Here is a 26,354-nt window from a genome sequence, read left to right on the forward strand (position 1 = left end):
CGGCAAGCACAGCTCGCCGCCTGTGTGAAATCGGTCAACCTTCTATTTTACCCTGATGTACGGGGCAATTAAAACGAAGACCTGTTTCAAAGCACTTCCGCCGTCGGTCGACGCACCCGGAACCAGGCGGCATACATGGCGGGCAAAGCCAGCAGCGTCAGCACCGTGGCCACCACCAGGCCACCCATGATGGCCACGGCCATCGGCCCCCAGAAGACACTGCGCGACAGCGGGATCATCGCCAGCACGGCCGCCGCCGCCGTGAGCACGATGGGGCGCAAACGCCGCACGGCCGACTCCACGATCGCATCCCAGGCAGGCACACCCCGCGCACGGTCTTGCTCGATCTGGTCGATCAGGATCACCGAGTTGCGCTGGATCATCCCCATCAGCGCGATCACGCCCAGCAACGCCACAAAGCCAAACGGACGATTGAGCAACAACAACGCCCCCGCCACCCCCGCCAGCCCCAGGGGGCCGGTCAAGAAGACCAGCATGGCACGGCTGAAGCTGTGCAGTTGCAGCATCAACAGCGTGAAGGTGATGAACAGCATGATGGGGATGCCCGCAGCAATCGAGGCCGATCCCTTGGAACTCTCTTCCACAGCACCCGCCACTTCAATGCGATAAGCCCCCTGCCCTGCGGCATGCCATTGGGCCTCGATCTCGCGCAGGCCGGGCAGCAGGGCACCGGTCACCGTCGCACCCTGGATGCCCTCCGTCACATCGCCCTGCACCGTGATGGCGTAGTCGCGGTTTTCGCGCCACATCACACCTGGCTCCCAGGTGAACACCGGCTTGGCAATCTGGGTCAGCGGAATGGCCTTGCCCGATGCCGTGGGCAGGTACGCACTGCCGATGTCGGTGATGGCGTTGCGCTCGTCCAGCGGCTGGCGCAGCATGATGTCGATGAGCTTGTCGCCCTCGCGGAACTGCCCGATTTGCGAGCCCGCCAAAATGATCTTGGCAGCCTGCGCAATCGACTGGCTGGTCACCCCCAGGGCCCGCGCCTTGTCCTGGTCCACCTCCAGGCGCAGCACCTTCACAGACTCATTCCAGTTGTCGTTCACGCCGCGCATGTCGGCGTTCTTGCGCAGGGCGGCCTTCACTTCATCGGCGCGCTCACGCAACACCAACGGGTCAGGCCCCATCACACGAAACTGCACTGGGTAAGCCACAGGCGGGCCGTTGGGCAACAGCTTCACCCGCCCGCGCACCTCCGGAAACTCCTGCGCCAGCAGCGCAGGCAGCTTGATGCGCAGCGACTCCCGTACCTTCAGGTCGGTGGGCAGCACGATGAGCTGGGACACGTTGGTTTGCGGAAGCACCTGGTCCAGCGGCAAATAAAACCGTGGCACACCCGAGCCAACCCAGGTGGTGACCGAATTCACCCCCGCTTCGGTCAGCAGGCGTTGCTCCACGCGCTTGGTCACCTCTTCATTGCCCTCAAACGAGGTGCCCTCCGGGAACCAGACCTCCACCATGATTTCCGGGCGGCTGGAGTCAGGGAAGAACTGCTGCTGCACCTTGCCCATGCCCACAATGCCCAGCGCAAAGGTCAGCACCGTCAGGCCAATGGTGATCCAGCGGTACTGCACACACCAGTTCACCAGACGCCGGAAGGCCGTGTAGAACGGGCTGTCAAACACTTCATGTGGGTCGTCAGTGATGCCTTTTTGCGCCTGCGCAGCTTGCACATGCGGTGGCACCTTCAAGATCAGCGTGCCCAGGTACGGCACAAAGTACACCGACACCACCCACGACAGCACCAGCGAAATCACCGTCACGGCAAAAATCGCAAAGGTGTATTCGCCCGTCATCGACTTGGCGATGCCGATGGGCAGAAAACCTGCCGCCGTGATCAGCGTGCCAGTGAGCATGGGCATGGCCGTCAGCTCATAGGCAAAGGTGGCCGCGCGCACCTTGTCGTAGCCCTCCTCCAACTTCAGCACCATCATCTCCACGGCAATGATGGCGTCGTCCACCAGCAGACCCAGCGCGATGATGAGCGAGCCCAGCGAAATCTTGTGCAGACCAATGTTCCAGTACCACATGGCCAGGAACGTGACGGCCAGCACCATGGGGATGGTGATGCCCACCACCAGCCCGGGGCGAGGGTCGATGTACCAGCGCTTCCACAGCGGCTGGTTGCCGGGGCGCTTGTGCAGGCCCAGGCTGATGAAGCTCACGGCCAGCACGATGACCACGGCCTCGATCAGCACCTTCACAAACTCATTGACCGAGGTGGACACCGCCTTGGGCTGGTCTTGCACGTTCACCAGCTTCACACCCGCAGGCAGTGACGTGCTGATGCTGTGGGTGACCTTTTCCAAAGCCTTGCCCAGGGCAATGATGTCGCCGCCCTTGGCCATGGAAATGCCCAGCGCCACCACTTCACGCCCCTGGTGGCGCACCTTCACCGTGGCCGGGTCCACATAGCCGCGCTTGACCTCGGCAATATCGCCCAGGCGGAACTGCGCCCCAGAGGGGCCACGAATGGGCATAGCCTGCAGGTCTTCAATGGCGTTGAATTGACCACCCACACGCACCTGCACCTGGTCCAGCGGCGTTTGCACCGCGCCGGCAGGCTCCACCGCGTTTTGCTGGCCCAGCTGCGACAGCACCTGGTTGAAGTCGAGCCCCAATTGCGACAAGCGCTTTTGCGAGACTTCGACAAACAGCTTTTCGTCCTGCACGCCAAACTGCTCGACCTTGGCCACATCGGGCACGCGCAGCAGCTGCTGGCGCACATCGTCGGCAAAGGTCTTGAGTTCAGCGTAGCTGAAGCCTTCGGATTCCAGCGCGTAGATCACGCCGTACACATCGCCGAACTCGTCGTTGAAGAACGGGCCCTGCGTGCCCGTGGGCAAGGTGTAGCGCATGTCGCCCACCTTTTTGCGCACCGTGTACCAGACGTTGGCCACCTCTGCAGGGCGCGAGGAGTCCTTGATCTGAAAGATGATTTGCGACTCGCCGGGTTTGGAGTAGCTGCGGATCTTGTCCGCATAAGGCACCTCCTGCAGCGTGCGCTCGATCTTGTCCGTCACCTGCTCGGCCACCTGCTGCGCCGTAGCGCCCGGCCAGTAGGTGCGCACCACCATCACCCGGAAGGTGAAAGGCGGGTCTTCGTCCTGCCCCAGCTGGAAATAGGCCGCAAAGCCCAGCAGCATCAGCACGACCATCAGGTAGCGCGTGAGCGCTGGATGGTCGAGCGCCCACTTGGAGAGGTTGAACCCCTCTTTTGGTTGGTTCTGGCTCATGGTCTGCCTTACTTGGCGGCGGGCTGGGATGCTGCGGCAGCCGAAGCCGCGGCGGCCGATGCAGCCGCATCAGTCGCTACTGAATTAGTAGCTGCTTGCGCCTTACCAACGGGCGCTGGAGCCGATTTTTGTTGATAAACCATAACTTTTTGGCCCGGAGACAGCACATGCACGCCGGTGGACACCACCTGCATGCCCGGCGTCAGGCCTGACGACACCACGGCGTCGTTGCCATCGGCCGTCGCAATCTGGATGACCTGTGACTTCACGGTGCTGGTGGCAGGGTCGTACACCCAAACGGCTGTGGCCTGGCCCTCCTGGCGCAAGGCGCTGGTGGGCAGCTTGATGGCCGGCGCGCCCGCATGGCTCAAGGCCTTGGGCGTGACATACACCGTAGCGCCCAGCGCAGGGGATTCGGCCCGGTCGATCGCCACCTTTACCTGGAAGGTGCGGGTGCTGGCGTCGGCGCTGGCGGCCACCTCGCGCACCTTGCCTGCGATGGTGTTGCCACCCGCCCAGCCACGCACTGACACCTCTTGCCCGGCAGCCATCAGGGCCACTTTGTCTTCCGGCACGGCAAACACCACGTCGCGCGCACCATCTTGCGCAATGCGCACCACTGGCGTGCCCGCAGTCACCACCTGGCCCGGCTCGGCATCAATGCCGGTGATGACACCCGACACATCGGCCACCAGCCTCGTGTACGTGGTCTGGTTGCCCTGTGATGCCAATTGCGCGCGGGCCTGGTCCAGCGTGGCCTGCGCAGCCTTGAGCGTCGTGTCGCGGCGCTCCAGCTCGGCACCGCTGATGAAGTTCTGGTCTTTCAATGCGGCGTAGCGCTTGTAGTCTGCGGCGGCCAGGTCGCGCTGCGTGGTGGCTGCGGCCAGCTGGGCGCGGGCTGCATCGGCGGCCAATTGGTAGTCTTTGGGGTCCAGCTGCGCCAGCACATCGCCCGCTTTCACGCGCTGGCCCAGCTCGGCCTGGCGCTGCACGATCTTGCCCGCCACCCGAAAGCCCAGGCGCGACTCCACGCGGGCGCGCACTTCACCGGCATATTCCAGCTGCGACTGCAGCGCGCCCAGGCCCACCGTCATCAGCTTGACAGAGCGCACCGGCTCTTGTGGTGGCTCGGGGCGCGAGCATGCCGCCAGCAGCGCCACTGCGCCCAAAAGCGGTAGATACCTGGTGAACCTGTGAACGGGCCGCGAAGCGGAAGGTGTACGCATGGGAGATCCGATGAAGATAAAAAGAGCGACCAGGGACGCCCCACACTGCCAACGAGGCTTTGCAGAGACGCCACAGCCAAGGGCCCGCCAACGATTTCCATCCGCGCGCACAAACACGCGCGCACCGCTGCACCCACAAGGCCTGAAGGCTCAGACCCTAGAGCCCCTCTGCACGAATCGCCACGCCGTGCGCCTCTGCGGTCTCGGGCGGCCTGCTTTGTTACAGCCCATCCCGACCCGCAGCGCACACTTGCCGCTCGATTCGCACAAAGGTTCCCTGGCGCGCGTTGTCTGGAAAATGATGTGAACGGACCCCGAACAGCCAGCCGCCAATCAGCTACTGACTGACTGGTTAGTAATCTATGGGATGCACATGACCTTGTCAAGCGACAATCCACGCCGCAATGAAGCCTGAACAACGCACCCCATCCGCCCCTGCTGCGGCGCCCCTGCCCAGCGCCGCAGCGCCGCCGCCCGCAGCCGTGACCCATTACGAGAACTTTCCGGTCGCCTCGCTGCTGTGCCCCGCCCCTCTGCGCCCCGTCATCCGAGCGATCTACGCCTTTGCACGCACCGCCGATGACATTGCCGACGAGGGCGATGCCCCGGCCACACAGCGCCTGCAGGACCTGGCCGCGTTTGAGGCCGATCTGCAGGCCATTGCCCAAGGCCAGCCCCCCAGTGCACGCTGGGCTTCGGTGTTCCTGCCGCTGCAGGCCATGCTCAAACGCCACCAGCTGCCGCTAGGGTTGCTGACAGACCTGCTCAGCGCCTTTGCCCAGGACGTGGAAAAAACCCGCGACGCAGAAGGCTACGCCGACCGCCAAGAGCTGCTGGACTACTGCCGCCGCTCGGCCAACCCCGTGGGGCGGCTGCTGCTGCACTTATATGGTGTGAACAGCGCACAGGCCCTGCAAGAAAGCGACGCCATCTGCACCGCGCTGCAGTTGGCCAACTTCTGGCAAGACCTGAGCGTGGACATTCCACGCAATCGCCACTACCTGCCTCGCGCCGACTGCGCCGCGCATGGCGCCTGCCAGTCCGAATTGCTGGCACGCCAGCCCACCCCGGAGAACATGCGCCTGATCATGGAAAGCGCCGCCTGGGCCCGCGCCACCATGCTGCGGGGCGCCCCCCTGGTGCACCGCCTGCCTGGCCGCATGGGCTGGGAGCTGCGGCTGGTGGTGCAAGGCGGCTTGCGCATTCTGGACAAAGTCGAGGCCCTCAATGGCGCCAGCCTGCACACCCGCCCCCGCCTGCACGCGTGGGATTGGTGCGTGATGCTGGGGCGTGCCATCGCAATGTAAGAAACATTCATGGGCAGCAAGCGCCACTGAAGCGCGCACGCTACACCGGCCACTCAATTTAAGCAAAAATGCACTCTAGCGCTTATCCATCAAGCGCAAGCAGCTATTATTTCGATAGCAAATAAGCAAAGCGATATGCAAGCCCACCACCTTGTCCACCTGCCAGGCCCCACGGCAAACGCAGGCTGGGCAGGGATTGTGCGCATGCCCCGGCTGCGGCGCAGCGGCTAGCCTAGGGGCCTCTCTGCAGCCACCCAACCTGCGGCCCCACAACGCCAGCGCAGCGCCAAAAGCACTGCGCCACACGCCCCACCCCATGTCCGTCAGCGTCTTCGATCTTTTCAAAATCGGCATCGGCCCCTCCAGCTCCCACACCGTGGGGCCCATGATTGCGGCGCGGCAATTTGCCTGCCACCTGCGGGCCAGCCACGGCCTGGCGGCTGTGCACCACGTCACGGCAGAGCTGTACGGCTCGCTCGCCGCCACAGGCGTGGGCCACGGCACCGACACTGCGGTGCTGCTGGGCCTGGCCGGCCACGAACCCGACACCATGGACCCCGACCAGATCGCCCCCGCTGTGGCCCAGATCCGCACCCAGCAAACGCTGGCACTGCTGGGCGAACATGCGGTGCCCTGGATCGACAAAGAACACCTGCAGCTGCGCCGCAAAAGCCTGCCGCGCCACCCCAACGGGCTGCGCTTTCGCGCCTTCAATGCCCAAGGTGAAGAGATTGCCGTGTGCGAGTACTACTCTGTGGGCGGCGGCTTTGTGGTGGACGGGCAAGGCCAGCGCGTAACCAACCCTGGCCCGGCCGCAGGGCGTGACGTACAGGGCCATGGCCAAGGGCTGCCCCACCCCTTCAGCACTGGCGCAGAGCTGTTGGCGCAATGCCACGCCACGGGCCTGAGCATGGCCCAGATCACCGCCGCCAACGAGCAGCACTGGCGCAGCCCGGCCGAAGTACAGCGCCAGCTCCAGCACATCTGGCAAACCATGGTGGCGGCCGTGCAGCGCGGCTGCGCAGCCACCGGCCAGTTGCCCGGCCCCATGCGCGTGCGCCGCCGCGCGGCCGAGCTGCACCGCAGCCTGAGCAGCCACCCCGAGGCCGCGCTGCGCGACCCGCTGTCGATGCTGGACTGGGTGAACCTGTACGCCATGGCGGTGAACGAGGAAAACGCGGCCGGTGGCCGCGTGGTCACGGCCCCCACCAATGGCGCCGCCGGGGTGGTTCCGGCCGTGCTGCATTACTACGTGCGCTTTTTGCCAGGCGCCAACGACGAGGGCATTGCCACTTTTTTACTCACCGCCGGGGCCATAGGCATCATCTACAAGATCAACGCCTCCCTGTCCGGGGCCGAGGTGGGCTGCCAGGGCGAGGTGGGCGTGGCCTGCTCCATGGCCGCAGGCGCCCTCGCCGCCGTGATGGGCGGCACGCCTGAGCAGGTGGAAAACGCCGCAGAAATCGGCATGGAGCACAACCTGGGCATGACCTGTGACCCGGTAGGCGGGCAGGTGCAGATTCCCTGTATCGAGCGCAACGCCATGGGGGCCATCAAAGCCATCAACGCCGCGCGCATGGCCCTGCGCGGCGATGGGCAGCATGTGGTCTCACTCGATAAGGTCATCAAAACCATGATGCAGACCGGCGCCGACATGAAAAGCAAATACAAGGAGACTTCGCGCGGCGGCCTGGCCGTAAACGTTGTGGAATGCTGACGCGCCGCAACCAAGTATGCGCACACAGGGCACGGGTCGAATCACAATGGGGGGACAGGGTGTGACAGGGCACACCCACCGCACTATTCACCTCCATTCATCAAGATGCAACTCTCTTCCAAACTGCGTCCCTGGGCTCTGATGGCAGCCCTGGCTGTGGCCAGCGTCCCCGCATTCGCCCAAGACACGCTCTCGCGCATCGCCAGCTCTGGCGAATTGCGCCTGGGGCACCGCGAAAAGTCTCTGCCGTTTTCGTACAAGGACCCAAGCTCCGGCAAGGTCCAGGGCTACACGGTCGATATCTGCCTGCAGATTTTTGAAGAGATCAAAAAAGAACTGAAACGCCCCGACCTGCGCGTGAACTACCTGCTGGTGGACGGCAAGAACCGCATCTCTGATGTGAAGGACAACGTGGTTGATCTCGAGTGCGGCGGCACCGCCAACACGGCGGCGCGGCAAAAAGAGATCTCCTTCAGCCACCACATCTTTGTGGCGTCGTCAGCCTTCCTGGTGCGCAAGAACTCCAACATCAAGACGCTGGACGACCTGCAAGGCAAAAAGATCGCGGTGCAAGGCAAAACCACCAACGAAAACCTGCTGCGCGCCAACGAGCGCACCTTCACCCGCAAGTTCAACTACGTGTTGGTCGAAAGCACCCTGGACGCAGTGAACGCACTGGCCAAGGGGGAGGCCGATGCCGCCTTTGCCGACGATGCCGGCATCTGGATCCCGCTGACCCGACTGGGCAAGTCCATGAACGACTACCAGTTCCTGGAAAAGCGCCTGTCGGTCGAGCCCTACAGCATCGGGCTGCGCAAGGGCGACCCCAAGTTCAAGGAGCTGGTGGACCGCGTCACCCGCCGCATGATCCAAAACGGCGAAATGACCGCGTTGTACAAAAAATGGTTCAGCTCTGATCAAGGCACCCTGCCCATCAGCATGTTCATGAAGGAAGCTCTGCGCCGCCCCAGTGACATTGGCGTAGAGCAAATCGCTTTCTAAACAAGCCCCGGCTGCGCTGTGGCTGGCAATTGCCCCCCAGGGGTGGGGCCTGCCAGCACAGCGCTAAATCTTGGATGCAGGCCCCGCAGCCCATGGGACAATCCCGCCCCATGACACCGGAACAGTACGTCCAACAAAAAGCCGCCGCCTCGGGCAGCAGCTTCTATTACGCCTTCTTGTTCCTGCCAGCGCCACGGCGCGCCGCCATCACGGCGTTCTACGCCTTTTGCCGCGAGGTTGATGACGTCGTTGACGAAGTCTCTGACCCGGGCGTTGCGCGCACCAAGCTCGCCTGGTGGCAAGCCGAAGTGGCCAAGGCCTTTGGCGGCCAGCCCACCCACCCGGTGATGCAGGCCCTGATGCCGCACACCCAAGACTACGGGATTGAGCAGCGGCACCTGCAAGCCGTCATCGACGGCTGCCAGATGGACCTGGAACAAACCCGCTACCTTGATTTTGCGGGCCTCAAGGGCTACTGCCACTTGGTGGCCGGCATTGTGGGCGAGGTTGCTGCGCGCATTTTTGGCCAGACCGACGAGCGCACCACGCAGTACGCCCACACCCTGGGCCTGGCATTCCAGCTCACCAACATCATCCGCGACGTGGGCGAAGACGCCATGCTAGGCCGCATCTACCTGCCCGTGAGTGAGTTGCAGCAGTTTGATGTGAAAGCGCATGAAATCCTCAAGCGCCAGTACTCCGACAAATTCACGGCCCTGATGCGCTTTCAGGCCGAACGTGCACACAGCCTGTACGACGAAGCCCTGGCCATGCTGCCTGCGGCAGACCGGCGCACCCAAAAGCCTGGGCTGATGATGGCCAGCATCTACCGCACCTTGCTGCGGGAAATCGAGCACGAGCACTTCCAGGTGCTGCACCAGCGCATTCGCCTCACGCCACTGCGCAAGTTCTGGCTGGCATGGAAGGTCCAGGCCCTGGGGCGCATGTGATTCGCGTGGCCGTGATCGGCGGTGGCTGGGCCGGCATGGCCGCCGCCGTGGCGCTGGCGCAAAGCGGCAGCCAAGTCACCGTGCTGGAAGCCGCGCGCACCCTGGGCGGGCGGGCCCGGCGCATACCTGTGACCAGGGCCGACGGCGCCGAACTGTCGCTCGACAACGGCCAGCACATCCTGATCGGTGCCTACACCCACACCCTGGGCCTGATGCGCACGGTGGGCATTGATGTGCCCAGCGCCCTGCTGCGCACCCCGCTGGCCTTGACCTACGCTGACCAGACCGGCCTGCAACTGCCTGACCTACCCCCCCCATGGGACGCCCTGGTCGGCGTGGCCCGCGCCCGGGGCTGGCGCTGGGCCGACAAGCTGGCCTTGCTGCGCGCCTGTGCGGGCTGGCAAATCAGAGGGTTTCAGTGCGACGCGCACTGGTCGGTAGCGCAGCTGTGCCACGGCCTCACGCCGCGCCTGCTGCAAGAGTTCATTGAGCCCTTGTGCGTATCGGCCCTGAACACCCCGGCCCACGAGGCCAGCGCACAGGTGTTTTTGCGCGTGCTGCGCGACAGCCTCTTCAGTGGCCGGGGGGGCTCCAACCTGCTGCTACCCCGCATGGACCTGGGCGCCTTGTTCCCCGAGGCTGCCGCCCGGTGGCTGGCGACGCAAGGCGCCACCGTGCACACAGGCCAGCGTGTGCAGCAACTCCAGCACACCCACACCGGCGCCACCGAAGGCTGGCTGGTGGATGGTGTGCCTTTTGACGCCGTGGTACTGGCCACGCACAGCACCGAATCCTCCCGCCTGATGCGCGCGGCCTTGCCCAGCATGCCTCAGGCAGCACAAGCCCCGATGACCCAGTGGGCAGACACCGCCCAAGCACTGCGCTTCACGGCCATCGGTACCGTGTATGCCCTGGCTCCACACGCGGCAGACACGACAGGCATGGGCCACACCTTGGCGCAGCCCATGCTGGCGCTGCGCCCAACACCGCAGGAGCCTGCACAGTTTGTGTTTGACCGCAGCCACCTGGGTGGCCCACCCGGCTTGCTGGCTTTTGTCGTGAGTGCCAGCGAGCAAGACCGCGCCACGCTGGAGCAGCAAGTGCTGCAACAGGCACAGCGCCAGCTGGGCCTGACTGGGCTCATCCCCCTGCAAACCGTGGTGGAAAAACGCGCCACCTTCGCCTGCACCCCTGCCCTGCAACGCCCTGCCGTGGCGCTTCTGCCCAGCTTGTGCGCAGCGGGTGACTACACGGACGGCCCCTACCCGGCCACGCTGGAAGGCGCAACCATGAGCGGCCTGCAGGCCGCTCAACACCTGCTGGGCCGCAGCCCCATTCGAGCCTCGGCCTCCGTTTCTTGAGCCGCGTCAAACACCCTGCATTCGCCCCAAGAATGTGCAGGGATCGCTGTCTTGATCTCACATCAAGGCCCGTTACAACCGGCTACGCGACGATAAAATGGGTAGCAATGCAGCCCAATGACCGCCTACCGGTCCTCTCCCAGAATGCGGCGTGCATCGGTACACCGCCCACGGCCAGACTGCCTACCGCAGGCGACCTGGCCCAAGCCCTTGGCTGCACCGCGGGGCCTCCAGCCCACCCTCCCATACCGCCCACCGGAAGTGCGCCATGAAAAAAATCCTCGCCCACTGGCGCATTGTTGGCGCGCTGGTATTGCTACTGCTAGCCTGTGCGGCTTATTGGTGGCAGCTTCTGGGCCAACAACGTGATCAGCTCGCCTTTGCACAGGCGCAGACCGAACTGCGGGCCAGCCAGGTCTCGCGCACGTTGGCAGTGCAAGTGGGCACGCTGATGGGCGGCCTTGAATATCTTGCACGCAACTTGGCAGTACTGTATGAAAGCGATCCGCAGCATGCCTTCCAGTTGGCTGCAGGCAATGCGTTGGCCACTTTTCCGCCCGGCAGCCTCTTGCAGATTGCCGTCGCAGCCGCCAATGGACAGATCGTCTACTCCTCATTGACCCCATCCGACGGGCTACAGACCAATGCGGTCTCGATCGAAGACCGTGCGCATTTTCAGGTCCATACGCTGAACGCTGGGCAGCACATCTACATCAGCCGTCCGACCCTGGGGCGCCTCTCGGGCCAATGGTCGGTGCAAATGTCTTACCCGGTGGAGCACCAAGGACGCTTTGGTGGCGTGGTGGTGCTGTCGGTCAATCCAGAGTACCTCTCACGCAACTTCCGTGAGGTGTTCACTCAAGGCAAAGACGTGGCGCTGCTGGTTCGCGCCGACGGGGCCTATTTGGCGCGCTCCCATCTGCAAAGCGAGGTGCTGGACCAGAACATGCCGCCTGAGAGCGAGTTTCTGAGCCACCCCGAGCGCAGCAGCGGGCAGTACCAAAGCCCCGCCTCTGTCGACGGCATAGAGCGGCTGTATGCCTGGCAGCGCCTGACCAACTACCCCCTGGTCGTCAGCGTAGGGCTGGGACGCGACCAAGCTTTTGCGACTACACGCATTGCCCTGCGCGAAAGCCGCTGGCGCAATGCACTGGGTACCGGAGCCCTGCTGTTGGCTGCCATCTGGATTGCCATTCTGTTTGCCCGGCAAAAGCAGGACCGCACGCAGCTGCAGCGCCACAAGCAACGCTGCAGCCTGGCGCTGGAGGGCGGTAAGCTGGGCACTTGGTACTGGCCCTTGGGCGCAGACGAGATGCAGTTTGATGTGCGCTGGCCCACCTTGCTCGGATTGCCGCCGCAAGCCCAGCAACTGAATCAGCAGCAATTGCAGGCCTTCATGCACCCCAGCGACTGGGTCAAATGGCGCGAGGCGCTGCAAGCCCATGCAAGGGGCGAGACGGATTACTTTGAAGCCGAACCTCGGCTGCGGCACCAAAGCGGCCAATGGATTTGGGTGCACCTGCGCGGAAAGCTGGTGGACCCAGATGCAATGGAGACGACGCCCCGCATCGCTGGCACCTACCTGGATGTCACCCAACGGCATGAGGCGGAAGCCGCGCGCGCCGAGATGCAAATGCGCCTGTCCAAACTGCTGGCTCAGGTGCCAGGCACGGTGTACCAGTTCCGGCTGCGCACGGACGGCAGCGCCTGCTTTCCCTATGCGAGTCCGGGCATCATGGACATCTACGGCATCACGCCCGAACTGGCGCAAACCGATGCACACCAAGCCTTTGCCAGTGTGCACCCAGAGGACATGGATCGATTGGCGGCCAGCATCCGGCAGTCTGCAGACACGCTGGAGGCCTGGTCCTTTGAATGGCGCCAAATACGGCCTGATGGCGAAGTCCGCTGGCTGGCGGGCAGAGCCAACCCCGAGCGTGAGCCCGATGGCAGCACCTTGTGGCACGGCTACATCCACGATGTGACCGAGCAGCACGCCATGGTAGAGACGCTGCGCCGCAGCGAAGCCCGGCTGCGCCTGACCATGGCGGCCGTTCAAGACGGGCTGTGGGAGTGGGACACGCACTCCGACACCATCCTGATGGACACCCGTTGCCACGAAATGCTGGGCTATGCCACTTTGCCAGCGCCCCTGCATGTGAACACCTGGAAGCGCCTGGTACACCCTGACGACCGCGCGTCCGTGCTCACCACGCTGCAACGCCAAGTCGCGTTAGGACAACCTTTTGACGTGGAGGTGCGCCTGCGCACCCAAGAAGGCACATGGCGATGGGTGGAGATCAGAGGCCAGGTCGCCCCCGACGCCGCAGGGCGGTCGGCGCTGGTAATCGGTACACAGACAGACATCACCCAGCGCATGCAGGAGGCTCACCTGCGCCGTGCGCTGCTCGACAACGCAGCGGCAGCCCTGCTCATCACCACCCCCGAGCGCACCATTGCGCTGGCTAATCAACGCGCAGTGGAAACCTTCTCGGAAGACGGCCTGCCCTTGCAAGGCAAAAGCACGCAGGCCCTGCACCGCCACGAAGCGTCTTACGCACAATTTCGCCAATATGTGGACACCGTGCGCCTGCACGGCGCGGTGCAGGTGGAATACCTGCTGCGCACGGCCAGCGGCGCGCTGCGCTGGTTCTCGATGCGCGGCACGCCGCTGGACCCAGAACACCCCGAAGGTGACATTGTGTGGACGCTGGTGGACACCACCGAGCGGCGCGAAACGGAAGAGGCGCTGGCAACCGCCCAGGCCCATTTGCTGGAGGTGATTCAGCACTTTCCGGGTGGCGTGCTGGTGCAAAACCAGGCAGGCGACGCCGTGGTCATCAACCAGGCCATGTGCGATCTATTCAACGTGCCCGCGCGCTCCAAGGACCTGGTTGGCTGCGATCGCGAGGCGCTGCTGGCACTGGTGCCCCCCGAAGCCAGGGCCGTGCTTCCCTCCCGCGACAACCCGCACAACGAGGGCTCCAGTGCGAGCTATGAAGTCACCTTGCAAGACGGGCGCACCACACGCATTGACCTGATCCTGATGCGCACCGGACGGGGAGACGACCTAGGCAGGCTGTGGCTGGCGCAAGACATCACCGAGCGCCGCCGCCACGAACGCACGCTGGAGCGGCTGGCCACCACAGACACACTCACCAGCTTGCCCAACCGGCGCGCCTTCATGGCCCGGCTGGAGGCAGAAATCACCCACATTGCCCATGGTGCACCACCGGCCATGGTGCTGATGCTGGACCTGGACCACTTCAAACGGGTGAACGACACCTGGGGCCACGCCACAGGCGACCAGGTGCTCATGCACCTGGCCAAGCTGCTGCGCGGCAACCTGCTGCGCAAGGACGACATGGCCGGGCGCCTGGGTGGTGAAGAGTTTGCGGTGCTGCTGCCTGACACCACCGTACCAGAGGGTCTGGGAATTGCGGAGCGCCTGCGCGCCGCGCTGGAGCAAAGCCAGATACTGAGCGACACGGGCCAGACCATTCGGGTCACCATGAGCGTGGGCGCCTGCACTGTGGGCACCCACTCGGGCAGCACGCTGGCCAGCGCCGATGCGGCGCTCTATGAAGCCAAGAACACCGGACGCAACCGCATCGTACAGGCACCAGCGTCTGGAACGGCTGCGCCTGAGCTGCCCCACGGCGGCCCGGCAAAGTCGCCACACTGACAGCATTCCGAAAGCTAGCGCACGGCAACATGCTCTGGATTTCAGGCGTTGCTGAACTCCGCCCATCATGGACGACCAAGGCAAGCCGCGCCATCATTCACCACCACATCACAACAACACCAGGAGACAAGACCATGTTGAAAAACACCCCTTCCCTTCACCCCACAAGACGCCAGTGGCTGGGCACAGGCTCTGCCCTGGCCCTGGGCGGCCTGCTGCCGTCACTGGCCTCTGCACAAGCAGCCTGGCCCAGCAAGTCGGTGCGCTTTGTCGTGCCCTTTGCGCCCGGCGGCAGCTCTGAAATCGTGGCGCGCTCCACGGCGGCCGAGCTGTCCAAAACCCTCGGTCAGAGCGTGTTCGTGGACAACAAGCCGGGCGCGGCAGGCAACATTGCCATGTCGGAAGTGGCACGCGCTGAAGACCAGCACACCCTCATCCTGGGCCACATCGGCACCCTGGCGGTCAACCCGTTCATCTTTGACAAGCTGCCCTACGACGCCAACAAGGACTTCAAGCCCGTGAGTCTGCTGGCCAAGGTGCCCAGCCTGTACGTGGTGCACCCCGATGTGCCGGTGAAGAATCTCAAAGAATTCATTGCTTACGCCAAGAAGAACCCCGGCAAGCTCAGCTACGGGTCCGCGGGCAATGGCAGTGCGGGTCACCTGGCGTTTGAATACCTGAAGATGACGGCCGATCTGTTCATGTTGCACGTGCCCTACCGCGGCACCGGCCCCATGATGACCGACCTGCTGTCGGGCCGCCTTGAGGCTTCGGCCGTGGGCGCAGCCGCCATGTTGCCGTTCATCAAATCCGGCAAAGTGCGCTGCATTGCCACAGGCTCAGCCAAGCGGTTGCCGCAGTTGCCCGATGTTCCAACCGTGGCAGAGCAAGGCTTTCCGGGGTTTGAGATGACACAGTGGTACGGCATGCTCGCGCCTGCCAACATGCCGGCCGCCAACCTCGACAAGCTCTCGGCAGAGACCATGAAAGCCGTCAAGGCTCCCGCATCGCTGGAGCGGCTCAACGCCGATGCGGCAGAGGCCATTGGCGGCACACCGGCACAATTTGCGCAGTTCATCGCCGCTGAGCAAGAGCGCTGGAAGAAAGTGCTGCTGCGCGCCAAGGTCAAACCCGATTAACCCCTGAGCCGCTTCGCGTTTCCCCCCTTTCTCTCACCCCGCTGCGCGAGTCGGGAAGGGGGATGCAGCCAGTGCGGCGGCGCGGCCCTTGCACGGCTGCCTGGCCTGGGCAGCGCGTGGTCGCAGGCTGACTGCTGGCGCTTGCGCGCCGCTCCGCGTTGAATAGCCCACCGCTGGATGCAAGCTACGCCATCCGCACAAACGGTAGCATCGCCCCATCATGCGCATCCTTTTGGCCGAAGACGAACACAGCCTGGGCACCTGGCTCAGCCGTGCGCTGGAGCACGCAGGCATTCAGGTCGAGTGGGTGACCGATGGGCGCCTGGCCGACCGGGCACTGCAGCAGTCAGACTACGACGCGCTGGTGCTGGACCTGGGGCTGCCAGGGCTGGACGGGCAGACCGTGTTGCAGCGCCTGCGCGAACGCGATCAGCGCTTGCCCGCACTGATCCTGACGGCCCGCAGCTCACTGGAAGAGCGCGTGCGCTCGCTCAACGCCGGGGCCGATGATTTTTTGGCCAAGCCCTTCGAGCTGGCCGAGCTGGAGGCGCGATTGCATGCCCTGGTGCGCCGCGCGCGCGGCACCGAGCACCCACGCCTAGCCTGCGGGTCGCTGGTGTACGACAGCGCCCGCAAGCAGTTCACACTGCAAGGCGCGCCCCTGCCCCTGTCACCCCGCGAGCAAGCGGTGCTGCGGGTGCTGGTGCAGCGCAGTGGCGAGCCTTTTTCCAAACAACAGATTCTGGACCGCGTCTTCTCGGACGACGAGGACGTGCACCCCGAAGCCGTGGAGGTGTTTGTGCACCGACTGCGCAAACGCCTGGAGGGCAGCGGCGTGCGCATCACCACCCTGCGAGGGTTGGGCTACGCACTGGAGTGCGACTGAATGCGGCCGATGCCACAGGCCGCCGGGGTGCAAAAGGCACCGCCGCAGCCCCACAGGCAGCGCCCCCGCACCCGGCTGTGGCAACGCTTGGCACTGGTGCTGCTCCCTCTTTTGGCGCTGGTCACGGCGCTAGAGCTGTGGATGACACGCCACGACGCCCTCGAAGCCGCCAATGCAGCCTATGACCGTTCGCTGTTGGGGGCACTCAAGGCCATTGATGCAGGCATATCGACTGCGTCGGGCGGGCTGTCGGCCGAACTGCCTTACAGCATGCTCGAATTTTTTGAGCTGACCGCCAGCGGCTCGGTGTATTTCCGCGTGGCGTCCTCCGATGCTCTGGTTGAGCTGGGCAACGCCGATTTGCCACTGCCACCGGACCCATTGGCGCCCGGCGTGCCGCGCTTTTACGACGCCAGCTATTTTGGCGAATCGCTGCGGCTGGTGGCCTACCAGCGCCCTACGCCGTCCACAGCTTTCGCCGCAGAGGCTGCGCCAGGGGTTTTGGTGCAGGTGGGGGAAAGCACGCAGTCGCGCCAGGATTTCACCCAGCGGTTTGTGCGCCGCGCAGCACTGCGCGACGGATTGATCCTGGCGCTGATGGTGCTGGGCTCTGCAGGCACGCTGGCCTTGGCGCTGCGCCCCTTGGCCCGTCTGGCGCAAGAGGTGCAAGACCGCAACCCCGAAGACCTGGACCCGATCGCCCCCCAAGACTTGCCCGCCGACATCCTGCCGCTGGTCTCGGCAGTCAACCAACACATGGCGCGCAGCCAGGCGCTGATTGCACAGCAGCGCCAGTTTTTGGACGATGCCTCCCACCAGTTGCGCACGCACCTGACCACTTTGCAAATGCAGATCGACTGCGCCCGGCGCGAACCCGACACTGCCGCAGTGCAGAGCACGCTGGAAGCCCTGGGCGCAGAAATATCCCGCGCCACGCGCAGCACGCAGCAGCTGCTGGCCCTGGGCCGCAGCGATACGGCGGCCCTGGACTGTACCCCCATGGATTTGGCCGCCCTGCTGCGCAGCGTGGCGCTGGAGCTGCTGCCCCAGGCCCGCGCCAAGCACATTGACTTTGGCATCCACCCTCCCTCGCCATCGCGCAATATGGCGATGGCAGACGCCCACCTGATGCGCGAGGCCCTGACTAACCTCGCCGCCAATGCCATTGCCTACACACCAGCGGGCGGCACGGTCACACTGGCAGCCGCTGGCGACGACCTGGGCTGGAGCCTGAGCGTGGAAGACGACGGGCCTGGTTTGAGCGAGGAAGAACGCGCCACACTGGGCCAGCGCTTTCGGCGGGGAGCACGAGCCAAGGCACCCGGCTCAGGGCTGGGGTTGGCCATCGCACGCTCCATAGCGCAGCGGCACCAGGGCACACTGCGGTTGCAGGCGCGCGAGCATGGCCCGGGGCTGCGGGTGTTGGTGTGGTGGCCCGCGCCGGCCCCCAACGGGGCGTGACCATAATCAGGCCCCCAGCCCACCCGCCCCATGTTTGCGCCCACCCACCAGCCCCTCACTCCATCGCGCCGCCAAGCCCTGCAAACCGCCGCTGCCGCGCTGCTGCCCTGCGGCAGTTGGGCCGCAGATGCCGTGGCCCCATTCGCAGGCGCTGAATGCATTGCCCCCTCCAAGCCCGGTGGCGGCTTTGATCTGACTTGTGCTGTGGCATCGCAGGCCATCGCCAGGGTACGGCTCCAGGCCAACGCCCTGCACACACGCTACCTGCCAGGGGGCATCGGGGCCGTGGCATTTGACCAGGCTGCCAGCGGGCGGCTGGGGGGACCGGGCACCCTGGTGGCGTTCTCCAGCGGGTCGCTGCTCAACATTGCGCAAGGCCGCTTTGGCCCGCACCCAGTGCAGGCCGTGCGCTGGATTGCCACCTTGGGCACCGACTACGGTGTGGTTGCCGTGCACCGCGACAGCCCCCACCAAAGCCTGCCGCAGCTGGTACGCGCCCTGCGCGAAGCGCCCTCCAAGCTGGTGTTTGGCGCTGGTGGCACCCTGGGCAGCCAGGACTGGATGAAAGCCGCCCTGCTGGTGCGGGCCGCAGATCAAGACCCGCGCAAGATGCGCTTTGTGTCATTTGAAGGTGGTGGCGAAGCCATCAAGGCGCTGGAAAGTGGCCACTTGGGCGTGTTCACCGGCGATGCGGCAGAAGCCATGAAGGCCCTGTCCAAAGGCGCTCAGTTCAAGCTGCTGGCGGTGCTCGCCCCGGCCCGACTCCCGGGGCGGCTGCGCGATGTGCCCACGGCCACCGAGCAAGGCGTGGCGCTGGTGTGGCCCACCGTGCGGGGCGTTTATATGGCAGCAGGCACGCCTGATGCCGCTGTGGCCGCATGGACGGCCGCCTTTGAACAAGCCCACAGCGCCCCAGGTTACGCCGCGCTGTGCCAGGAGCATGGGCTGGCCCCCCACCGCCTGACGGGAGCGGCACTGGAGGCATTTGTGCAAAAAAGCGTAGAGGACTACCGAGCGCTGGCCAAGGAACTGGGGCTGCGGTTGTGGAAGGCCCCCGCGCCCTGACCCGTTCAACGGGGCGCATTGGGCTTGAAAGACCTCAGGCGGCAGGCTCGGTGCTGTCTGCGGGAGTGTCGTCTGTGGTTTCCATGCGGGTGGCCAGCACCTTGTCGATGGTCTTGCCATCCATGTCCACCACTTCAAGCTTCCAGTTTTCCCACTGCACGGTGTCTGTCACCTTGGGCAGGCGGCCCGTCAGCAGCATCACCATGCCGCTGAGGGTGTGGTAGCGGCCGCGCTCTTCCTCAGGCACGGCGTCCAGGTTCAGGCGGTCCTTCAACTCTGGCACGGGAATGTGTCCGTCCAACAGCCAGCTGCCATCTTCGCGCTGCAGCGCCCACGAGGTCTCAGGGTCGCGTGGCTGGAACTCGCCAGTGATGGCCTCGATCAAGTCCTGCAGCGTGACAATGCCCTGCACTTCGCCGTATTCGTCAATGACGAAAGCCATGTGCACATCCGACAGGCGAAAGTTGTCCAGCAACTCCATGCCCGTGATGGTCTCAGGCACATACAGCGCGGTCTGCAGGGGTTGGTCGGTCAGGGTGTGCTTGGGGTCGCGCAGCGCACGAGACAGCCACTGCCGCGCATTGATCACGCCCTGCAAGTGATCCATGCCACCACGCACCACCGGAAAGCGGGCGTGGTCCGAGTCTTCAATGCGACGCAGGTTTTCCTCAAACGGTGCGTCCAGGTCCAGGCACACCACGTCGCCGCGCGGCACCATGAGCGAGCCAATTTGGCGGTCGTCCAGGCGAAATACATTGCGCACCATGGTGTGCTCGTGCGATTCGATCACCCCCGCCGTGGTGCCCTCCACCAGCATGGCGTGGATCTCTTCTTCCGTCACGGGGCTGCCGCTGGTTTCCTTCACGCCCAGCAAGCGCAGCAGCATGCGGGTCGAACCCGACAGCAACAACACAAACGGCTTGGTGGCCAACGCCAGCAAATTGATGGGGCGCGCCACCAAACGGGCAAAGGTTTCGGGGTATGACTGCCCGATGCGCTTGGGCACCAACTCGCCCACCACGATAGAGAAATAGGTGATGAGCAACACCACCAGGCCCGTGGCAGCGTAGCTGCCGTACGGCGCTGGCACGCCGACAGAAGCCAGCCAGATCGCCAAAGGCTCGGCCAAAGCGGCCTCGCCGACGATACCGTTGAGCACACCAATCGACGTGATACCGATCTGGATGGTGGAGAGAAAACGCGTGGGGTCTTCCCCCAGTTTGACGGCAGCGGCTGCGCCGTTGTCGCCCTCATCAATCAACTTTTGCAGCCGGGCCTTGCGCGCTGTGACAAGCGCAATCTCCGACATGGCAAATACCCCATTGAGGCAGATGAGGGCGAACAGTATTGCTATTTCCATAAGAAGGGTGCCGAACGCACCCTGTGTACCAAGAAGCGGTTGATTGTAAGAAACTCTGCAAAAAGCTTATGAAAAGCCTGCAGATGCATACACGTTGTGGCACGCAAGAAACATGCTTGGCTGGGCCTGCGACCGATATCGAGCCCCCTGAACAGGACTTACCGCTCCAGCCACCACTGAATGACCACCTTGGCCAAAAAGCCGATGAACCCTACGCCCAATCCGAGGAACAGCACGAAGGTGCCAAAGCGCCCCGCCTTGGACTCCCACGCCAGCTGGCCAATGATGAACAGCATGTACAGGATGAAAGCCCCCACCCCGTAGGTGAGGAAGAAGCCCGAAATTTGCGCTTCGGTAAAACCAAAAATCACGATGCCACTCCACTGCGTTGCCCTTGGGGTGCCGAGGTATCACGCAGCGGCAGGCTCGAAGCGTCCACCAGATCGCGATAGGCATGCCAGCTGGCATGGCCCAGCATGGGCATCACAAAAATCAGCCCCAGCAGCAGGGAGCCCAGCCCCAGCAGCGTAAAGCCCAGAATCAAAGCCGCCCAAAACGCCATGGGCAGCGGGTTGGCCACCACCACCTGCCAGCTGGTCAACACGGCCAGGCGCAGCGATGCCCGCCGGTCCAGCAGCAGCGGCATGGCCACCACGCTCGACGCAAAAATGGGCGCCGCCAGCAGGCTGCCCAGCGCCAGCCACCACTCAAACAACCAGCCATCGTTGGCCAGCACCACATGGCGCATGAAGTCCATGGGTGTGTTCACGGGCACCGGCGTCAGCAGCGTGATGAACGCCGCAGAGGTCAGCACCCAACCCGTGGCCGCCAGCGCCAGCAACGAGCCAAACTGCACCATGCACCAGTAGTCGTTGCCCCATTTGTTGATGTGGCTGTTTTGCCAGTTGAACCAGGTCTTGAGCACCACAGCCATGCCTGCGGGCTGGCGCTGCTCCAGCGCTCGGCTCAGGGCATACAGGCTGGTGGCCAGCACCGGCGCCACCACCATGAAGCCCGACAACGCCCCCGCCAGCAACCAAAAGCGGTTGTGCGCCAGGGCCAGGATCACGCCTCCCAAAGCCGTCAATGCCAAGCCGTGGGCAAAGCTGATCCAGCCAGCGCGGGCCATGTCACGCCAAGCCAGCACCAGCCACGTCATGGGCTGCATGAGGCCAATGGTGCGCACCTGCGGCAAGGGAAGGGGTGTTTTGGGCATGGCGGTTTCACCAATCGTCAAGCTAAACAGTCGAACAAATAGAGGAGCAAGGCAGGCTGCTGAACCGGGCCATTTCGGCCATCAACCCAGCAAACGGCACAGGTGGGTGAGGCTGCTCACGGTGGCGTGGGGCTGGGCGCCGTGCGGCCACGCCTGCCCGGCGGCGTTCAACCACACCGCCTGCATGCCCGCGCCCAGCGCGCCCAGGGCGTCGGCCGTAGCGTCGTCGCCCACGTGCAGCACCTCGTGCGGCTGCACCTGCGCGGCGCGCGCGGCCTCGTGAAAAATGCGCGCATCGGGCTTGGGCACACCAAACTCCTTGGCATGGATGCTGGCCGTGAAATAGTGCCCAATGCCCACCCGCTGCACATCGGCATTGCCATTGGACAAAGCCACCACCGGGTAGCGTGCCGACAAAAAAGCCAGCGTGTCGTGGGCATCGTCAAACAGCTCCACGCGCTGGCGCTGGTCAAAGAACACGTCAAACGCGGGCTCTGCCAGGGCGGGCTCGTCACCCGCCTGCATCAGCGCAAGGCGAATGGACTCCAGCCGCAATGCACTCAGGTCATGCACCAGGTCAGGCCGCAGCGTCACCATCTGGTTGCGTATGGCGCGCAGCGCCTCGGTGTTGGCAAACAGCCGGGCGGTGGCGGGGGCGTGCAGCGTCAGCCACTGCAGCAGCACCTCTTCGGCCTTGGCAATGGTGGGCCAGATGGGCCACAGGGTGTCGTCCAGGTCGATGGAGATGGCGCGGATGCGGCCCACGTCCAGCGTTGCGGCAGAGCCTGGGGATTGATGCGTGTCAAGAGATGAAGGCAGCATGGAACGCTGAGAATACTCCACCACCGGCCGGGCCTCCGGCGCATTTGCCACAATCGCCTCATGCTCTCTCCATTCTCCCCAGAAGCCCCCTACACCCACGGCCAGGCAGAACGCACCGCCGTGCTGCTGTGCAACCTGGGCACGCCCGATGAGCCCACCGCCCCGGCGCTGCGGCGCTACCTGGGCCAGTTCCTGTCGGACCACCGCGTGGTGGAGATTCCCAAACCCCTGTGGATGCTGATCCTGCACGGCATCATCCTGCGGGTGCGGCCCGCCAAGTCGGCCGCCAAATACGCCAGCGTGTGGACGCCCGAGGGATCGCCCCTGGCGGTGTGGACGGCCAAGCAAGCCACCCTGCTGCGCGGCTGGCTGGGCGAAGCCGGGCACAACGTGCTGGTGCGCCACGCCATGCGCTACGGCAACCCTTCCATTGCCAGCCAGCTCGATTCCCTCAAGGCCGAGGGGGCCACGCGCATCCTCATCCTGCCCCTGTACCCCCAATACTCCGGCACCACCACCGCCAGCGTGTTTGATGCGGTGTACGCCTGGGCCGCCCGCACCCGCAACGTGCCCGAGCTGCGCTTTGTGAATCACTACCACGACGACACCGGCTACATCGACGCCCTGGCCCGCACCGTGGAAACCCACTGGCGGCACAACGGCCAGCCCGACCAGCTGGTAATGAGCTTTCACGGCGTGCCCGAGCGCACCCTGCACCTGGGCGACCCCTACCACTGCGAAGCCCGCAAAACCGGCCGCCTGCTGGCCGAACGCCTGGGCCTGCGCGAAGACCGCTACCAGATCACCTTCCAGTCGCGCTTTGGCAAGGCCAAGTGGCTGGAGCCCTACACCCAGCCCACCATCGAAGCCCTGGCCCAGAAAGGCATGCGCCGTGTGGACGTGATCTGCCCCGGCTTTACCAGCGACTGCCTGGAGACGCTGGAAGAAATCAACATGGAAGTGCGCGAGGCCTTCCTGCACCACGGCGGCAAGGAGTTCCACTACATCCCCTGCCTCAACGACAACCATGCATGGATTGGCGCGCTAAGCCGCGTGGCCCAGCAGCACCTGCAAGGTTGGCCCACCGAAGTGGCCAGCGCAGCCGCGCTGGAAGATGCCCGCCAGCACGCCCATGCAGGCGGCGCACCGCAGGGCCGCTGCCCGGTGGCACACTGACAAGCGGTGTGCGCAACGCGGCCCCGCGCAATGCACGCACACCCCGGCCACCTGCCAAATTGCTACCAAATTTATAGCTTCTTGCGCTTATTCCTATTGCGCTAGAAGCCTTTTTTATTGAAATTCTCTGCACACAGCGCCTGGCGCTTGCAGGCCCTCCACTTCAGCCATGCCCGCCACCGCCCTTCCCGCTTCGCAACTGCGCCTGACCATTGACCCCAGCACCCTGGGTTTTGCCAGCACGGCCGAGTTGCAAGACCTGCCCTTGCCCTGGATTGGGCAAGAACGCGCCCAGGCTGCGGCGCAGTTCGGGCTGGGCATGGCACAGCCCGACTACCACCTGTTTGTGCTGGGCGAAGTGGGCAGCGGGCGCGCATCGCTCATGCGCCAGGCCATGCACGCGGCCGCCGCCCAGCGCCCCGCCCCGCCCGACCTGTGCTACCTGCACAACTTTGACGCCCCCGAGCGCCCCCGCGCCCTGCGCCTGCCCGCAGGCCAGGGCCGCGTGCTGCGCCGTGCCATGGCCGAGCTGGCCAAGGCCCTGCAAACCGACATCCCCCGCCACCTGAGCAGCCCCGACTTTCGGGCCCAGGCCCGCACCATCGAGCAAGCCTACGAAGCCCAGGAGGCCCAGGCCTTTGCCACGCTGGAGGCCTTTGCCCAGGCCCGGCAGTTCCACCTGTCCCGTTCTGAAGAAGACGGCGGGCACATGGTCTTCACACTCACCGGCAGCAACGGCCAACCCCTGACCGAGAGCGAAGCCCGCGCCCTGCCCCCAGAGCAACGCGCCCACATCGACGCCGCCGAGCAGGCCCTGCGCGCAGAAATCGTGGCCTTTGCCCACACCCTGCGGCCACTGGAGCGGGTGCGGGACGAAGCGCTGAACAGCCTGCGCAAACGCACCGTGCGCCCCCTGGTGCAACAGGCCTTGAACGCAGTGCGCGCGGCCTTGCCAGAGCAACCCGAACCCCTGCCCGTCTGGCTGCAGCACATCGAGCGTGAACTGCTGCAACACCTGCACTGGTTTGAACTGATCGAGCCCAAAGACGGCCCTGCAGAGCCCAGCAGCGACAAAAGCAGCAGCGCAGCCAACACGGCAGCCGCCACCCATGACGACGAAGACGACGACGCCCACAATGCCTTGAACCGCCTGCTGCACCTGTGCCAGGTGCACTTGGCCGTAGACCACCACGGTCAGGCCCACGCCCCCGTCATCGTCGAAGACAACCCCCAGCACCGCAGCCTGTTTGGCAGCATCGAAGCGCACAACGACAGCGACACCCCGCACGCCGACTACACCGGCATCCGTGCGGGCAGCCTGCTGCGTGCGCATGGCGGCTTCTTGCTGCTGCACCTGCACGACCTGGCCAGTGAAGAGGGCCTGTGGGCCCGCCTGCGCCGCTTTCTGCGCTGCAACCGCCTGCACATCGACGAATCTGGCGGCGGCAACAGCGGCGGCGCGCCCGTGGCCTTGCAACCCGAAGCCGTCGCGGTGGACGTGAAGATCGTGCTGATCGGATCGGTGGACGAGTACTACGCCCTGCAAGAAGCCGACCCCGACACCGCCCGGCGCTTTCGCGCCAAAGTGGACTTTGTCGAGCGCTTTGCCGCCAGCCCCGCCACCCGCCAGGCCAGCGCCATCTTTGTGGCGCACAGCTGCAAACGCCGGGGCCTGCCCCACTTCAGCGCCCCCGCCGTGGCCTTGCTGCTGGAGCAAGCCCACCGCGAAGCCGACGACCAAGGCCGCCAGAGCGCCCAGTTCGCCCACATCGAAGCCCTGCTGATGGAAGCCGCCACCCTGTGCCAAGCCCGCAACGGCGCCCTGGTGGAGCCTGCCGACGTGCACGCCGCACAACACGCCCAGCAACTGCGCCACAACTACCCGGAAGAGCAACTGCACGAATCCATCGTAGAGGGCGAGCGCCTCATCACCCTGAGCGGCAGCGTCACCGGCCAGATCAATGCCCTGACCCAGATCGACCTGGGCGACTACCGCTTCGGCTTTCCGGTGCGCATCACCGCCCGCACCTTTGCGGGGCAGGAAGGCCTGCTCAACATCGAGCGCGAGGTGGACATGTCCGGGCCCATCCACGACAAGGGCGTGCTCATCCTGCACAGCTACCTCACGGCGCTGTTCAGCCACGTTGCGCCGCTGGCACTCAATGCGTCCATCGTGTTCGAGCAGGAGTACAGCGGCGTGGAAGGCGATTCGGCCTCGTGTGCAGAGCTGTACGCGCTGCTGTCGAGCTTGTCAGGCCTGCCCCTGCGCCAAGGCATTGCCGTGACCGGCGCACTGAACCAACACGGCGAGGTGCTGCCCGTGGGCGGCATCAACGAAAAGATCGATGGCTGGTTTCGCGCCTGCGCCACCGCAGGGCTGGATGGAACGCAGGGCGTGCTCATCCCCTCACGCAACCAGCGCCACCTGATGCTGCCACGCGAGGTGCTGGAGGCCGTACAGCGTGGCCTGTTCCACGTCTACACCGTGCAGCATGTGAGCGAGGGCATTGCTCTGCTCACAGGCGAAGCCTCTGGCATGGCCCCCGGCGCCCTGCCTCCAGACCACGCCAGCGCACTCGAAGAAACCGTGCTCAGCCGCGCCGAGCAAGCCCTTCGCGGCTACCGCCGGGCCTGCCAAAGCGCTGGGCACACCCGGCGCAGACGCGGTGGACCGCGAAGCCCTGCCTGATGGATCAAAGAGACAGGTTGCACGGGCAACGC

At 64.9% G+C, this 26,354-nt stretch carries 18 protein-coding genes; 12 read left to right on the top strand and 6 right to left on the bottom strand.

What is annotated here, in order from left to right; genetic code table 11:
• Positions 1-86 precede the first annotated feature (86 nt).
• Entirely contained in the window at positions 87-3,260 is a 3,174-nt protein-coding gene (locus tag CLU88_RS06505) for an efflux RND transporter permease subunit (protein ID WP_099655893.1), read from the bottom strand.
• A gap of 8 nt (positions 3,261-3,268) precedes the next feature.
• The gene (locus tag CLU88_RS06510) at positions 3,269-4,486 is read right to left on the bottom strand and encodes an efflux RND transporter periplasmic adaptor subunit (RefSeq protein WP_099655894.1); all 1,218 of its coding nucleotides are present in this window, start codon (positions 4,484-4,486) and stop codon (positions 3,269-3,271) included.
• Between the two features lie 404 nt (positions 4,487-4,890).
• Here CLU88_RS06510 and hpnC point away from each other — a divergent pair, with 404 nt between their 5' ends.
• From hpnC to CLU88_RS06560, 10 genes are all read left to right on the top strand, one after another.
• Positions 4,891-5,793, top strand: coding sequence for a squalene synthase HpnC (gene hpnC, locus CLU88_RS06515; protein ID WP_099655895.1), 903 nt, complete (start codon positions 4,891-4,893; stop codon positions 5,791-5,793).
• A gap of 316 nt (positions 5,794-6,109) precedes the next feature.
• Complete coding sequence (locus tag CLU88_RS06520) at positions 6,110-7,510, top strand: L-serine ammonia-lyase (protein ID WP_099655896.1); 1,401 nt, start codon at positions 6,110-6,112, stop codon at positions 7,508-7,510.
• Positions 7,511-7,615: 105 nt separating this feature from the next.
• Positions 7,616-8,512: an amino acid ABC transporter substrate-binding protein gene (locus CLU88_RS06525; RefSeq protein ID WP_233205388.1), complete on the top strand. Its 897-nt coding sequence runs from the start codon at positions 7,616-7,618 to the stop codon at positions 8,510-8,512.
• A gap of 110 nt (positions 8,513-8,622) precedes the next feature.
• The gene (hpnD, locus tag CLU88_RS06530) at positions 8,623-9,462 is read left to right on the top strand and encodes a presqualene diphosphate synthase HpnD (protein ID WP_099658690.1); all 840 of its coding nucleotides are present in this window, start codon (positions 8,623-8,625) and stop codon (positions 9,460-9,462) included.
• Positions 9,462-10,823 (top strand): hydroxysqualene dehydroxylase HpnE, encoded by a 1,362-nt coding sequence (gene hpnE, locus CLU88_RS06535; protein WP_099658691.1) that lies wholly within the window; start codon positions 9,462-9,464, stop codon positions 10,821-10,823. Before hpnD ends, hpnE begins: the two co-directional genes overlap by 1 nt.
• A gap of 268 nt (positions 10,824-11,091) precedes the next feature.
• Complete coding sequence (locus CLU88_RS06540; protein ID WP_099655898.1) at positions 11,092-14,508, top strand: PAS domain-containing protein; 3,417 nt, start codon at positions 11,092-11,094, stop codon at positions 14,506-14,508.
• Positions 14,509-14,642: 134 nt separating this feature from the next.
• Positions 14,643-15,647, top strand: a complete 1,005-nt coding sequence (locus tag CLU88_RS06545; protein ID WP_099655899.1) for a tripartite tricarboxylate transporter substrate binding protein — start codon at positions 14,643-14,645, stop codon at positions 15,645-15,647.
• A 220-nt stretch (positions 15,648-15,867) separates the two neighbouring features.
• Positions 15,868-16,533 carry a response regulator gene (locus CLU88_RS06550; protein ID WP_099655900.1) on the top strand — a complete coding sequence of 222 codons (666 nt, stop codon included), beginning with the start codon at positions 15,868-15,870 and terminating at the stop codon, positions 16,531-16,533.
• Positions 16,534-16,542: 9 nt separating this feature from the next.
• Positions 16,543-17,994 carry a sensor histidine kinase gene (locus CLU88_RS06555; protein WP_099655901.1) on the top strand — a complete coding sequence of 484 codons (1,452 nt, stop codon included), beginning with the start codon at positions 16,543-16,545 and terminating at the stop codon, positions 17,992-17,994.
• Between the two features lie 30 nt (positions 17,995-18,024).
• The gene (locus tag CLU88_RS06560) at positions 18,025-19,059 is read left to right on the top strand and encodes a tripartite tricarboxylate transporter substrate-binding protein (protein WP_099655902.1); all 1,035 of its coding nucleotides are present in this window, start codon (positions 18,025-18,027) and stop codon (positions 19,057-19,059) included.
• Between the two features lie 34 nt (positions 19,060-19,093).
• Here CLU88_RS06560 and CLU88_RS06565 read toward each other — a convergent pair whose 3' ends face one another.
• The 4 genes from CLU88_RS06565 to CLU88_RS06580 form a co-directional block, all read right to left on the bottom strand.
• The gene (locus tag CLU88_RS06565) at positions 19,094-20,419 is read right to left on the bottom strand and encodes a hemolysin family protein (RefSeq protein ID WP_099655903.1); all 1,326 of its coding nucleotides are present in this window, start codon (positions 20,417-20,419) and stop codon (positions 19,094-19,096) included.
• A gap of 158 nt (positions 20,420-20,577) precedes the next feature.
• The gene (locus CLU88_RS06570; RefSeq protein WP_099655904.1) at positions 20,578-20,790 is read right to left on the bottom strand and encodes a DUF2788 domain-containing protein; all 213 of its coding nucleotides are present in this window, start codon (positions 20,788-20,790) and stop codon (positions 20,578-20,580) included.
• Positions 20,787-21,635: a DUF2189 domain-containing protein gene (locus tag CLU88_RS06575; protein WP_099658692.1), complete on the bottom strand. Its 849-nt coding sequence runs from the start codon at positions 21,633-21,635 to the stop codon at positions 20,787-20,789. Before CLU88_RS06575 ends, CLU88_RS06570 begins: the two co-directional genes overlap by 4 nt.
• Positions 21,636-21,716: 81 nt before the next feature.
• Positions 21,717-22,457 (bottom strand): HAD family hydrolase, encoded by a 741-nt coding sequence (locus tag CLU88_RS06580; RefSeq protein ID WP_099655905.1) that lies wholly within the window; start codon positions 22,455-22,457, stop codon positions 21,717-21,719.
• A gap of 60 nt (positions 22,458-22,517) precedes the next feature.
• Here CLU88_RS06580 and hemH point away from each other — a divergent pair, with 60 nt between their 5' ends.
• On the top strand, positions 22,518-23,633 hold the full coding sequence (hemH, locus tag CLU88_RS06585) for a ferrochelatase (protein ID WP_099655906.1): 1,116 nt from the start codon (positions 22,518-22,520) through the stop codon (positions 23,631-23,633).
• A 169-nt stretch (positions 23,634-23,802) separates the two neighbouring features.
• The gene (locus CLU88_RS06590) at positions 23,803-26,322 is read left to right on the top strand and encodes a Lon protease family protein (RefSeq protein ID WP_099655907.1); all 2,520 of its coding nucleotides are present in this window, start codon (positions 23,803-23,805) and stop codon (positions 26,320-26,322) included.
• Positions 26,323-26,354: the final 32 nt, after the last annotated feature.

It is taken from the genome of Acidovorax sp. 56, from assembly GCF_002749705.1.
Taxonomy (GTDB): domain Bacteria; phylum Pseudomonadota; class Gammaproteobacteria; order Burkholderiales; family Burkholderiaceae_C; genus Acidovorax.

Bases quoted from the DNA above. Each gene is read 5' to 3' on its own strand.
- CLU88_RS06555 (WP_099655901.1), top strand. From the start codon at position 16,543: ATGCCACAGGCCGCCGGGGTGCAAAAGGCACCGCCGCAGCCCCACAGG.
- CLU88_RS06580 (WP_099655905.1), bottom strand. From the start codon at position 22,457: ATGCTGCCTTCATCTCTTGACACGCATCAATCCCCAGGCTCTGCCGCA.
- CLU88_RS06520 (WP_099655896.1), top strand. From the start codon at position 6,110: ATGTCCGTCAGCGTCTTCGATCTTTTCAAAATCGGCATCGGCCCCTCC.
- hemH (WP_099655906.1), top strand. From the start codon at position 22,518: ATGCTCTCTCCATTCTCCCCAGAAGCCCCCTACACCCACGGCCAGGCA.
- hpnD (WP_099658690.1), top strand. From the start codon at position 8,623: ATGACACCGGAACAGTACGTCCAACAAAAAGCCGCCGCCTCGGGCAGC.
- hpnC (WP_099655895.1), top strand. From the start codon at position 4,891: ATGAAGCCTGAACAACGCACCCCATCCGCCCCTGCTGCGGCGCCCCTG.
- CLU88_RS06540 (WP_099655898.1), top strand. From the start codon at position 11,092: ATGAAAAAAATCCTCGCCCACTGGCGCATTGTTGGCGCGCTGGTATTG.
- CLU88_RS06510 (WP_099655894.1), bottom strand. From the start codon at position 4,486: ATGCGTACACCTTCCGCTTCGCGGCCCGTTCACAGGTTCACCAGGTAT.
- CLU88_RS06590 (WP_099655907.1), top strand. From the start codon at position 23,803: ATGCCCGCCACCGCCCTTCCCGCTTCGCAACTGCGCCTGACCATTGAC.
- CLU88_RS06565 (WP_099655903.1), bottom strand. From the start codon at position 20,419: ATGGAAATAGCAATACTGTTCGCCCTCATCTGCCTCAATGGGGTATTT.
- CLU88_RS06505 (WP_099655893.1), bottom strand. From the start codon at position 3,260: ATGAGCCAGAACCAACCAAAAGAGGGGTTCAACCTCTCCAAGTGGGCG.
- CLU88_RS06575 (WP_099658692.1), bottom strand. From the start codon at position 21,635: ATGCCCAAAACACCCCTTCCCTTGCCGCAGGTGCGCACCATTGGCCTC.
- CLU88_RS06525 (WP_233205388.1), top strand. From the start codon at position 7,616: ATGCAACTCTCTTCCAAACTGCGTCCCTGGGCTCTGATGGCAGCCCTG.
- CLU88_RS06560 (WP_099655902.1), top strand. From the start codon at position 18,025: ATGTTTGCGCCCACCCACCAGCCCCTCACTCCATCGCGCCGCCAAGCC.
- CLU88_RS06545 (WP_099655899.1), top strand. From the start codon at position 14,643: ATGTTGAAAAACACCCCTTCCCTTCACCCCACAAGACGCCAGTGGCTG.
- CLU88_RS06550 (WP_099655900.1), top strand. From the start codon at position 15,868: ATGCGCATCCTTTTGGCCGAAGACGAACACAGCCTGGGCACCTGGCTC.